Source organism: Faecalibacterium hominis (ex Afrizal et al. 2022) (assembly GCF_049545105.1).
Lineage (GTDB): Bacteria > Bacillota > Clostridia > Oscillospirales > Ruminococcaceae > Faecalibacterium > Faecalibacterium duncaniae.
The window spans coordinates 1,943,506-1,955,350 of record NZ_CP186860.1; the positions used below are offsets into that span (position 1 = coordinate 1,943,506).

At 58.5% G+C, this 11,845-nt stretch carries 10 protein-coding genes and 1 tRNA gene; 3 read left to right on the plus strand and 8 right to left on the minus strand.

Going from position 1 to position 11,845, the window contains the following annotated elements; genetic code table 11:
• Positions 1 to 2 precede the first annotated feature (2 nt).
• A complete protein-coding gene (locus tag ACKXGA_RS09470; RefSeq protein ID WP_423729367.1) occupies positions 3 to 782 on the plus strand; it encodes a type III pantothenate kinase in 780 nt (259 codons plus the stop codon).
• Between the two features lie 84 nt (positions 783 to 866).
• Here ACKXGA_RS09470 and ACKXGA_RS09475 read toward each other — a convergent pair.
• Positions 867 to 943: transfer RNA gene (locus tag ACKXGA_RS09475), tRNA-Arg, on the minus strand.
• 234 nt (positions 944 to 1,177) lie between these two features.
• On the opposite strand from ACKXGA_RS09475, the gene ACKXGA_RS09480 reads away from it, so the two are divergent.
• Positions 1,178 to 2,545 carry an MATE family efflux transporter gene (locus tag ACKXGA_RS09480; protein ID WP_423729368.1) on the plus strand — a complete coding sequence of 456 codons (1,368 nt, stop codon included), beginning with the start codon at positions 1,178 to 1,180 and terminating at the stop codon, positions 2,543 to 2,545.
• A 49-nt stretch (positions 2,546 to 2,594) separates the two neighbouring features.
• Here the strand turns inward: ACKXGA_RS09480 and ACKXGA_RS09485 are convergent, their stop codons facing one another.
• The 6 genes from ACKXGA_RS09485 to ACKXGA_RS09510 form a co-directional block, all read right to left on the minus strand.
• A complete protein-coding gene (locus ACKXGA_RS09485; protein ID WP_423729369.1) occupies positions 2,595 to 3,620 on the minus strand; it encodes an aldo/keto reductase in 1,026 nt (341 codons plus the stop codon).
• Between the two features lie 125 nt (positions 3,621 to 3,745).
• Complete coding sequence (locus tag ACKXGA_RS09490) at positions 3,746 to 4,762, minus strand: ATPase P (RefSeq protein ID WP_423729370.1); 1,017 nt, start codon at positions 4,760 to 4,762, stop codon at positions 3,746 to 3,748.
• Positions 4,763 to 4,922: 160 nt separating this feature from the next.
• A complete protein-coding gene (locus ACKXGA_RS09495; protein ID WP_156068931.1) occupies positions 4,923 to 6,428 on the minus strand; it encodes a carbon starvation CstA family protein in 1,506 nt (501 codons plus the stop codon).
• Positions 6,429 to 6,839: 411 nt separating this feature from the next.
• Complete coding sequence (locus tag ACKXGA_RS09500) at positions 6,840 to 8,345, minus strand: carbon starvation CstA family protein (RefSeq protein WP_097769932.1); 1,506 nt, start codon at positions 8,343 to 8,345, stop codon at positions 6,840 to 6,842.
• A gap of 72 nt (positions 8,346 to 8,417) precedes the next feature.
• Positions 8,418 to 8,582 carry a hypothetical protein gene (locus ACKXGA_RS09505; RefSeq protein WP_423729371.1) on the minus strand — a complete coding sequence of 55 codons (165 nt, stop codon included), beginning with the start codon at positions 8,580 to 8,582 and terminating at the stop codon, positions 8,418 to 8,420.
• Positions 8,583 to 8,646: 64 nt separating this feature from the next.
• Positions 8,647 to 9,567, minus strand: coding sequence for a LysR family transcriptional regulator (locus tag ACKXGA_RS09510; protein ID WP_423729372.1), 921 nt, complete (start codon positions 9,565 to 9,567; stop codon positions 8,647 to 8,649).
• A 335-nt stretch (positions 9,568 to 9,902) separates the two neighbouring features.
• On the opposite strand from ACKXGA_RS09510, the gene ACKXGA_RS09515 reads away from it, so the two are divergent.
• The gene (locus ACKXGA_RS09515; protein ID WP_423730399.1) at positions 9,903 to 10,451 is read left to right on the plus strand and encodes a histidine phosphatase family protein; all 549 of its coding nucleotides are present in this window, start codon (positions 9,903 to 9,905) and stop codon (positions 10,449 to 10,451) included.
• 41 nt (positions 10,452 to 10,492) lie between these two features.
• Here ACKXGA_RS09515 and ACKXGA_RS09520 read toward each other — a convergent pair whose 3' ends face one another.
• Entirely contained in the window at positions 10,493 to 11,845 is a 1,353-nt protein-coding gene (locus ACKXGA_RS09520) for an MATE family efflux transporter (protein WP_423729373.1), read from the minus strand.

Here is an 11,845-nt window from a genome sequence, read left to right on the forward strand (position 1 = left end):
CCATGATCCTTACGGTCAACATCGGCAACACACACATCACGATTGCCGGCTACGAACACGACACCCTGCAGTTCAGCGGGCGGCTGCATTCCAGCCCGGCCGCAACGGTGGACGAATACGCCATGAACCTGCTGAATCTGCTCTCCTTATATCGGGTTGCCCCCGAGCGGATCGAGGGCGGCATTCTGGGCAGTGTGGTGCCCGCACTGACAGGCCGGGTATTGGCTGCGCTGCGGATATTCTGCTCTGCCCGCTTCCTGACCGTTGGCCCCGGCCTGAAAAGCGGCATCAAGCTGCGGCTGGACAATCCGGCCCAGCTGGGCGCAGAACTGCTGTGCGGTGCTGTGGCCGCACTGGAAGAGGGACCCGGACCGCTGGCGGTCATCTCGGCAGATACCGCCATCTCCATCATGGCAGTCAACGGCAAACAGGAGCTGGTGGGCGGTGTCATCCTGCCCGGGCCGCAGCTCTCCCTTTCTGCGCTGGTGCAAAAAACCGCCCAGCTGCCCCAGATCGACCTCTCCGCTCCAGCTTCCTCCTCGATCTTGGGCAAGAACACCTCTGCCTGCTTACAGAACGGTTTCGTGCTGGGCACCGCCGGGCTGCTGGACGGGCTGGCCGAGCGCTTTCAGGCAGAGCTTGGCCCGGATATCCGCTTTTATGCCACCGGCAACCTGCCCCGCACCATCCGGGAGGCCTGCCGCACACCCATTCAGTACCGGGAGTATCTGATCACGGACGGACTTTACCGCATCTGGCAGCGAAACCGGAAGGGCGGCTGAGGAGCTGCGGCACTCCCATTTCCAAAGATAACAAAAAATCCGAACCTTTCCTCCCATCGAGAAAAGATTCGGATTTTCTTTGTTTGGTGCGACCGGGAGGATTCGAACCTCTGGCCTTCCGGGTCGGAGCCGAACGCTCTATCCAGCTGAGCTACGATCGCACATTACTGGCAAACCAGTGTAATGTAGTATAGCACAGCCGGAGGCAAAAATCAAGCCGTCTGGCGGCTCTGTATCCGGATTCCGTGCCCGATCCCGCGCCAGCAAGACGCTGATGCATTCTGTTCTTCCTTTTTGAAAGATTCATCTTGCAAAAGTGTGCGCATCTCTTATAATAGGTGTTGTGCCCCGGTATGCGCGGGCACGGTTTAGGACTGGAAAAGGAAAAAGAGAACATGAAATCTAGCACAAGATCCCTGACAGAAGGCCCGCTGGCAAAGCAGATCCTTCTGGTCAGCCTGCCGCTGGCACTATCCAACCTGCTGCAGGTCTTATTCAACATGTCGGACGTGGCCGTGGTGGGGCGGTTTGCGGGCTCCACAGCGCTGGGCGCGGTGGGCTCCACCAGCATCTTTGTCACGCTGTTCACCGGCTTTCTCATCGGCCTGGGCAACGGCATCAACGTGCTGGTGGCCCGCTTCTACGGAGCCAGACACCCGAACGATGTCCACGACACCGTCCACTCGGCCCTGATCGTCAGCCTGATCGCAGGCGTGATCCTGCTGGTTGTGGGCCTACTGGGCTCCCCTGCCATGCTGCGGCTGCTGAACACCAAGGAGGACCTGCTGCCGGGTGCGATCCTCTACCTGCGGGTGTATTTTCTGGGTATGCCGGCACTGGCTCTGTACAATTTCGGCAACGCCGTGTTCAGCGCCATCGGTGAGACCAAAAAGCCGCTGTACATCCTGAGCTTTGCCGGTGTGCTGAATATCCTTCTGAACCTATTCTTTGTCATCGTCTGCAACCTGGACGTGGCAGGCGTGGCGCTGGCCAGTGCCATTTCCCAGTGTGTTTCTGCCGGGCTCATCCTCCACGCCCTGACCAGGGTGCAGGACTGCTACGCCCTCCATTTCAAGGAGGCAAAGCTCGACCCCGCCATGACCAAAAGCATTCTGGCGCTGGGCCTGCCTGCCGGGTTCCAGAACGCCATTTTCGCCATCGCCAACCTGTTCATCCAGGCCGGTGTCAACTCCTTTGATTCCCTCATGGTCAAGGGCAACAGCGCCGCCGCAAACGCCGACCCGCTCATCTACGACTGCATGGCCGCCTTCTACATGGCCTGTGCCAGCTTTATGAGCCAGAACTACGGCGCAGGCAAGCCCGACCGTGTCAAGAAAAGCTACTTCATCTCGCTGGCCTACTCCTTTGGCGTGGGTCTGGCGCTAGGCGGCGGCCTGTTCCTGTTCGGGCGGCAGTTCCTCGCCCTTTTCACCACCGAAAGCGCCGTCATCGATGCCGGTATGAAGCGTGTGGGTGTCATGGCGCTGGCCTACTGCACTTCGGCCTTTATGGACTGCACCATCGCCGCTTCCCGCGGTCTGGGCAAGACCGTGGTGCCCACTGTCATCGTCATCATGGGCTCCTGTGTGTTCCGGGTGATCTGGGTATACACCATCTTCGCCCACTTCCACACCATCCCCTCGCTCTACCTGCTCTACCCCTGCTCTTGGGCTCTGACCGCCATTGCGGAGATCCTCTATTTCGTCCACTGCTACAGGCAGGCCATGAAGATCTTCCGGGAGCCGATCCCCTCTTCGCTGTAAAACAAAAAGATGGATGTCGTTGCGGCATCCATCTTTTTTGTTTTCTCTGTTATACCTTGACTTCCCCGGCCAGGACCCGCTTGTAGTCCTCATAGTTGCGGGCCAGCAGGGCGGGCGTATCCAGCCCGTAGGGGCACTTGGCCTTGCACTGGTTGCAGTGCAGGCAGCCCTCGATCTTCTTCATTTTGGCCTGACCGGCAGGACTCAGATGCTCTGCCGAAGGCGAGCGCCGGAGCAGCAGGCTCATGCGGGCGCAGTTGTTGATCTCGATGCCAGCCGGGCAGGGCATACAGTAACCGCAGCCACGGCAGAACTCACCGCACAGCTCCTCCCGGTCGTGGGCGATGACCGCAGACAACTCTGCGTCCATCCGGGGCGGGTTATCAATGTAGGAAAGGAACTCGTCCAGCTCCTTTTCCCGCTGAACGCCCCAGATGGGCAGAACGCCCTCGAACTGCGCTTCAAAGGCATAGGCGGCGGCGCTGTTGGTAATGAGACCGCCGGACAGACCCTTCATGGCGATAAAGCCCATCTCGTGCTCCTTGCACAGCTGCACCAGTTCCAACTCCTGCTCACCGGAAATATAGCTGAACGGAAACTGCAGGGTCTCGTACAGGCCGCTCTCAATGGCTTCCTTGGCCACGGACAGGCGGTGGTTGGTGATACCGATGTGTCGGATCATCCCCTTTTCTCTGGCCTCCAGCGCTGCTTCGTACAGGCCGGAGCCGTCACCGGGCCTGGGGCAGAAGGACGGGTTATGGAACTGGTAGATGTCCACATAGTCGGTGCGCAGATTGTTCAGGGAGGTGTGCAGGTCCTTCCAGAACTCCTCCGCGTTCTGGGCGGCGGTCTTGGTGGCGATGTAGACCTCGGAGCGGATGCCGTCAAAGGCTTCGCCCAGCTTCACCTCGCTGTCGGTGTAGGCGCGGGCAGTATCAAAGAAGCGGATGCCCGCCTTGTAAGCCTTGCGGGCCAGAAAGACCGCGTCCTCCTGGGAAATGCGCTGGATGGGCAGGGCACCAAAGCCGTTTTTGTTCACGGTGATGCCGGTACGCCCCAATGTGACCATATCCATAGGGAACCTCCTGCTTTTTCAAAAATACTCTCTGTGCTCATTATAAGACGAAGCGCCCCACAACGCAAGAAAAACCCTCTCCATCAAAGCGTGGCAGTGCACAGCGATGACAGAGAGGGTCAGTTTTATTGATAGTTGTGGTTCAGGAACAGCGCTTTGATGGCGACGATCTCGTCGTACTCCTCCTGCTCCACCTGCACATCCGCATTGACGGCCTGCAGGCGGGCCTTGACGGCATCCAGTGCCTCGGCGGTGGTCACGGCCCGACCTTCCTCCACGGCATCGATCATCCGCTTGAGGACGATCGGGTGGGCGTAACAGCTGGGCACCGGGAAGCTGCCGTTGGGGTAGTGCTTCACATACTCCGCCATGGCGGTATCGGCCTGATCGGCCCGCTTCATAATGGCGCTGTTGTTATTGTGCGCCGTGGGCAGCATGTTGTAGCTGGAAAAGAGGAAGATGGCTGCAAAACCGAACAGTGCAAAGTACACGCCGTAGCTGCCGGTGTGGGTGAACACCGCGTACAGGCCGTAGGCCGCGGCGGCCGTGCCGAACAGGAAGATGGCAAGGGCCACATGGCGGTAGACCGGCTTGCTCTTGAGCTGGGCGCGCTTGCGGCGCTGGGCAGCACTGAGCTCATTGGAAAGCTCGGGCTTTGCGTCCAGATACTCCTTTGCCCTGCGCAGGACCGTCACGGTGTGTTTGGCATCGTCAGACAGCTCCGGCAGCTTGCGGGCGGCCTTTTCCTCAGCCTTTTTCTGCAGCGCCTGCTCCCCGGCGGCACTCAGCAGCCGGATCTGGGGCTGCTGCTTTGCCAGCAGCTCCAGCAGGGCATCCACGTCCCGCTCGTCCTTGAAGTTGCACTGCTTCTGTTTGCCGCCGTCGTACTCCACCACAAGGTAGGCCATGGAGGCAAACATTCCCTTGCCGGTAAAGCCGCCCGCACTCATGGCCACCCGCTTGAACACGCGGGTGATGCTGGTGTAGGGCAGGTAGTAGCGGCGGTCGATGTAAAAGCTGTTCAGATACAGGGCTTTTTTGCCCACGCCGCAGGGGCCGATCTTTTTGCAGGCCTTCCGGTCGGCCTCCAGCTCGGCAGAGTCGAGCCTGGCAAGGCCCAATTGTGCAGGTTTGAAGAGCATAACGTTCATCCCTCTTTTGCGTTTTTGTTTGTACCCATTTTCCCACTCCGGCAATGAAAATGCAAGGCCCAGCCCGCACTCTTAGCCAAAAAACAGGAAACCGGCCGCTGAGCTGACAGCGGCCGGTTTGTTTTACTGAGAAATTGCCGCTATGAATGGGTTATGCGGCTTTCTTCTCGGTGTTCTTCTTGGTTGCATAGATGAACAGTGCCAGCATGGCAATTGCGAAGACGATACCGATGGGATATGCAACTGCGGTGTTGTAAGCCACCAGCTTGCCGTCTGCATAGGTGTTGATCATCTTGCCCAGGCACTCAGGAGCCAGCACGAAGTAGGTGCAGGACACAGCGCTCATAAAGGTAGCGGGCACTGCGGTGATCCAGAAGTTCTTCTTCTCCTTGAACAGGTACATGGAAGCAGCCCACAGAACGATCATAGCCAGCGTCTGGTTGGTCCAGCTGAAGTAGCGCCAGATGACGGTGTAGTTGATGAAGCCCAGTGCGTTGCCGATGCCCAGGAATGCGCCCACGCCCAGAACGGGAACGCAGAGCTTCAGGCGGTTTGCGTAGCTGTCCTGATCGATCTTGAGCCAGTCGGACAAGGTCAGACGAGCGGAACGGAACGCGGTATCACCAGAGGTGATGGGGCAGATAACGACACCGATCATAGCCAGTGCCACGCCAACCTTACCCATGGTCTTGAGGCAGACGTCGTAGATAGCGGCAGACTGACCGGCAGCCAGAGCCTCGGCCAGACCGACCATCTTGCCGTCGGTGATGGTGTACAGTGCGCAGCCGGCAGCGGCCCAGATCAGAGCGATAACGCCCTCGCTGACCATTGCACCGTAGAATACGAAGTGGCCCTGCTTCTCACTCTTCATGCAGCGAGCCATCAGAGGCGACTGGGTGGAGTGGAAGCCGGAGATAGCACCACAGGCAACGGTGATGAACATGAAGCTCCAGATGGGGGTGTTGGAGGGGTGCATATTGCTGAAGTTTGCCCAGATCTCGGGGATGGTGTAGGCGGGGTTGGTGAAGATACCAAAGATAACGCCCACTGCCATGATGATCAGGCAGATGCCGAACAGGGGGTAGATCTTACCGATGATGGCATCGATGGAAATAAAGGTTGCGATGAAGTAGTAGGCCAGAATGATGATCAGCCAGAACAGGGTGGTGGTCAGCAGACCGGACATACCGCCGTTCTTGCACAGGGTCACGATCAGGCCTGCGGGACCCACTGCGAACACGGTACCGACCATGATCAGCAGCACCACAGAGAACACACGCATGATGTTCTGCATCACGGGGCCCAGATAGCGGCCGGTGACCTCAGCGATGGAAGCGCCGTCGTTGCGCTCGCTCATCATGCCGGAGAAGTAGTCATGCACGCCGCCGGCAAAGATGGTGCCGAAGGTGATCCACAGGAACACCACGGGGCCCCACAGAGCACCCTGCAGTGCACCAAAGATGGGTCCCAGACCTGCAATGTTCAGCAGCTGAACGAGGAACAGCTTCCACTGGGGCATCACAACGTAGTCAACGCCATCGTTGATGCGCACAGCAGGAGTTTCGCGGTCGTCCGGTCCGAACGTATTGTCAACGATCTTGCCATAGACAAAGTAGCCGATGATCAGGAGCGCCAGACAGAGTAAGAAACTAATCATACCAGAAACCTCCTTTTATTGTCCGTGCCCGGAGCCCCATTCTGCCCCGTCACGGCCATTCCTTGGCCCTATGTTAACACAATCTTCATAAATCTGGTAATATCCTTCCAGAATGGCCCTTATATCAAAAACTATATAAGTCAGCCGTTCCCGGGAATCCCGGCAAAGATTTTTTAACGTATCCTCGGCAAAACTTCTTTACCGAAATCGTTTCAGCGGGTGGTTTTTCGTTTTCAGTGCACCCTGCCAAACTTTTTGGCATATTTTTGTGCACCTTGTCTGCATTCCTGTTCTTTTTGCCGCAATTCGTCGTTTCTCTGCACAAGCAAAAACCGCCTGCCGGACGGCCCGGCAGGCGGCTTTTGCGGTTGTGAATGGGTATTGAGAAGGTTGAAGAGGGGGAAATGTCAATTATGCAGTCTTTTTCACTGTCTGCTTTTTGGTTGCATAGATGAACAGCGCCAGCATAGCGATCGCAAAGAGGATGCCCACCGGGTAAGCAACTGCGGTGTTATAGACGGCAGCGCCCTCAGCAGTCTTATGGTTCAGCAGACCGCCCAGGCACTCGGGAGCCAGCACGAAGTAAGTAGCGGACACGGCGCTCATAAAGGTAGCGGGCACTGCAGTGATCCAGTAGTTCTTCTTCTCCTTGAACAGGTACATGGAAGCGGCCCACAGAACGATCATGGCCAGCGTCTGGTTGGTCCAGCTGAAGTAGCGCCAGATCACAGTATAGTTGATGAAGCCCAGTGCGTTGCCGATGCCCAGGAAAGCGCCCACGCCCAGCACAGGGATGCAGAGCTTCAGGCGGTTGCCGTAGCTGTCCTGATCGATCTTGAACCAGTCGGCCAGGGTCAGGCGGGCAGAACGGAAGGCGGTATCGCCGGAGGTGATGGGGCAGACGACCACGCCGATCATGGCCAGCGCAATGCCCACGCCGCCCATGGTCTTGGAGCAGACATCATAGATGGCCTTGGACTGACCCATTGCCAGTGCCTGTGCCAGACCGGTGTTCAGGCCATCAGTGACCTCGTACAGAGAGCAGCCTGCAGCGGCCCAGATCAGGGCAATGACACCCTCGCAGACCATAGCACCGTAGAACACAAAGTGGCCCTGCTTCTCACTCTTCATGCAGCGGGCCATCAGAGGCGACTGGGTGGAGTGGAAGCCGGAGATCGCGCCGCAGGCAACCGTGATGAACATGAAGCTCCAGATGGGTGTACCCGACGGGTGCATGCTGCCAAAGTGATCCCAGATCTCGGGGATGGTATAAGCCGGGTTGGTGAAGATGCCAAAGATGACACCGATGGCCATGATGATGAGGCAGATGCCGAACACGGGGTAGATCTTGCCGATGACCGCATCAATAGAGATAAAGGTCGCGATGAAGTAGTAGGTCAGAATGATGACCAGCCAGAACAGCAGCGAAGTCATCACGCCGGATGCGCCGCTCTGGCTGCACAGCTCAACGATCAGACCGGCGGGGCCGACGGCGAACACGGTGCCCACCATGATCAGCAGCACAACAGAGAACACACGCATCACGTTCTGCATCACGGGGCCTAAGTATTTGCCGGTGATCTCCGCGATGGAAGCGCCGTCGTTGCGCTCACTCATCATGCCGGAGAAGTAGTCATGCACACCACCGGCAAAGATGGTGCCGAAGGTGATCCACAGGAACACCACGGGGCCCCACAGAGCGCCCTGCATGGCACCAAAGATGGGGCCAAGGCCCGCAATGTTCAGCAGCTGGACGAGGAACAGCTTCCACTGGGGCATCACGACATAGTCCACGCCGTCATTGATGCGCACAGCAGGCGTTTCACGGTCGTCCGGGCCGAAGGTATTGTCCACGATCTTGCCATAGACGAAGTATCCGCCCACCAGGATCGCAAGACAGAGCAGGAAACTAATCATACCAGAAACCTCCTTTTTGCCCCTGCCGGCCGCGGCCCCATTCTGCCGCATACCCGGGGCTCTTTTCTGGCCTCATGGTAGCACACTTTTTTCCAGCGGAGAAATATCTTTCCGGCATGGGGCCATATGGTTTCCGATATAGCTGCAAAGAATTTTTGCCGCTTTTCCGTTTATTTTTTGACCATTTATCAGCAAAAATAAAACCGGGCGCTTATTTTCGCCCGGTTTTGAATCCATTTATTGGTTTTTCTGTCAATTCCGAAGGGAGCAACCTTTGCCGTGCCTTAGCCGGAAAGCCCCTTTATTTCACGGTGGAAGCCGCTTCCTTGTGGAGCAGATCCACAAAGGCCTGCTCTTCAGGGCGCAGGCGGCCCTTGTCCGGGTAGACCAGCACATCCCGCATCTGCTGGCGCTGGGCCGGGCACCTTTTCAGCACCAGATGGTACTGCTCCAGTGCCCTGCGGGGCATGGGCGATGCCCACATGTAGGCCGTGGGCAGCCGCTGCAGGATCGAGAACTGGCTGCACCGCTCATACACATGGATACGGCGCTCCGGGTTGACATGCCAGCGCACACCGTCGCCGCCCTCCTCGCCGGGCAGCTGGAAATCATCGTGGAGGATCTCCATATACTTGTCCAGCTCAGACAGGTCGCGGATCTCCTTCCGGGCCAGCGGGCCGTCCCGGTTGGTCAGCAGACTGTATTCAAAATCCATAATGGGTTCCATTTTCAGGCCCCGCCGGGCGCAGTAATGGGTATAGTGCTCGTCATCCTCCACGGCGTACCGCAGCAGAGCCAGATGATACCCCTGCCGCAGGACATGATCCAGTGCCTCCATGGAGCCGCCCTCCCGGATGTGGATGTGGAGCCGCTCAATGGAGGCCGCCTGCTCCAGATAATCCACCGCCGCATAGGAGGCATAGGTGGCGTGGGGGATCATTACCCGCAGTTCGGCGCAGCGCTCCTGCGCCTCCTGCACGCTCTGGTCCAGCCGATCCACCTCCCGCAGCACCCGTTCGGCCTGCTCGATGAAATGCCGTCCCTGCTCCGTGGGGATCATGCCGGTGGATGACCGCTCAAAAATGCGGAGATGATATTCTTCTTCCAGATTTTTCAGCGCCTTGCTCACATTGGGCTGAGCGGCATACAGCCGCTTTGCCGCCGCACTCACAGATCCGCATTCCATGATGGCGACAAGATACCGCAGTTCTGTAATGTTCAACTTTTTCTCTCCTTTTGGCGTTTTTTCCCTTGCGCCTAGTTTATCAGGCGGCACACGGGGCTGTCAAGCGTTGACGGGGCCCCGCTGCCGTTTTATAATGTAAGAAACAATCTGCCCGAAAGAGGTCGAAGAGGATGGAAGAAAAAAACTACCGCGTTCTGCGCATTGAGGAGCAGCTTTATGGCTGCGAGGAGCTGCCCGAGGGCCAGCCCGTGCTCTGTGATGTCCTGCTGGAGGCTGCCGACGGCACGCAGCGGGTTCTCCCCTACCCGGATGCCGAGCTGACCCGGCTGGACATCAACGAGGGCAGCACCGTCACCCTGCGGGATCACAGGCTGGCCAAAGCGGCGCACAAGGTCTATTTCACCCGCCACGGCGAGACCGTGTGGAACGTGGAAAACAAGATCTGCGGCATGACCGACAGCCCCCTGACCGAAAAAGGCCGTGCCCAGGCCCGGGAGCTGGGCGAAAAACTCCGGGCCAGCGGTCTCCGCATCGATGAGATCCTGTACTCTCCCCTGTCCCGCGCCACCGACACCGCCCGGGCCATTGCAGAAGCAACCGGCATTCCTGCCCGGTGTGAGCCCCGGCTCCGGGAGCAGTGCTTTGGCCGCTACGAGGGCACGCCCCGGGACGGCGAAGAGTTCCGTATCTCCAAGACCCACTTTGCCGACCGCTACTCCGGCGGCGAGAGCATGATGCAGCTGGCCCAGCGCATCTACAACCTGCTGGACGAGCTCCGGGCCGACACCGACAAGACCTACCTGCTGGTGGCCCACAACGGCATTGCCCGGGTGGTGCAGTCCTATTTTTACGATATGACCAACGAGGAGTACGCGGCGGCAGGCATCAAAAACTGCGAATTCGTGGAGTTTACATTCTGAACAAAGAAAGGACCCGCCGAGGGTCCTTTCTTTGTTTGCGGTTATTCCGCCTTGCGGTAATGGAACTGCTGGTCTCTGGTGATGAACAGGCCGATGCTGACCAGCAAAGCGGCCAGCTCGGCGGCTGTCACGGCCAGCCAGATGCCGTCAATGCCCAGCAGGAGCGGCAGCAGCAGAACCGCCGCCACCTGGAACAGCAGGGTGCGCAGGAACGAGATGAGCGCACTGGTCACACCGTCGCCCAGCGCCGTGAAGAAGGAGGACGCATAGACGTTGAACCCCATAATAAGGAAGCTCAGGCCATAGAGCCGGAAGGCCCGGGTGGTCAGAATGAGCAGGTTTTCATCATAGCCTACAAAGAAGCGGGCCACATGGGGGATGATGAACATGGAGCCGATGGTCATTCCCACTGCAACCACACCGATGAGCTTCAGGCTCTTGCGGTAGAGGTTGTTGACCTCTTTGCGGTTATTGGCACCGTAGTGGTAGCTGACGATGGGCGCACTGCCCACGGCATAGCCCACAAACACCGCCACGAACAGGAAGGACGCGTACATGATCACACCATAAGCGGCCACGCCATCCTCGCCCGCAAAGCGGAGCAGCTGGTAGTTGTACAGGATGTTCACCAGCGACATGGAAAGGTTGGTCATCAGCTCAGAGGAGCCGTTCACACAGGCTTTCAGCAGCACACCGCCCTCAAACTGCGGGCGGCAGAGGTGGAGCAGGCTGGTGTTTTTCCGGTTGAGGAAGTAGAACACCGGCAGCAGGCCGCCCACCACCTGGCTGAGCATGGTGGCAATGGCGGCACCCTCCACGCTCCAGTGCAGGATACCCACCAGCAGCACGTCCAGCACCATGTTGGTGCAGCCCGCGCCCACCGTGAAGTAAAAGCCCAGATGCGGCTTTTCGGCGGTGACAAAAAAGCTCTGGAACATATTCTGCAGGATAAAGGTGGGCAGGCTGAGCATCAGCACCCGGCCATAGCGCAGGGCGTAGTCCAGCATCTCGCCTTCGGCACCCAGCATCAGGGCCACCGGCCGGAGCAGCAGCATCCCCAGCACGGACAGCACGATGCCGGCGATCAGCGCCGTTGACATGAACAGGCTGAAGTAGCGGTCGGCACGGGCTTTATCGCCCTCGCCCAGCGTGATGCCCACAATGGCGCTGCCGCCGGTGCCCAGCATAAAGCCCACGGTACCCACCAGCATGGGCACGGGCATGATGAGGTTGACTGCCGCAAAGGCCGTTTTGCCCACAAAGTTTGAGACGCACAGGCCGTCCACGATGCCGTAAATGGAGGTAAACAGCATGGTGCCGATGCAGGGCAGCACAAAACGGATCAGCCGGGAATAATCAAAGTGATCCGAAAGTTGGATTTTCTTTTTTGACAT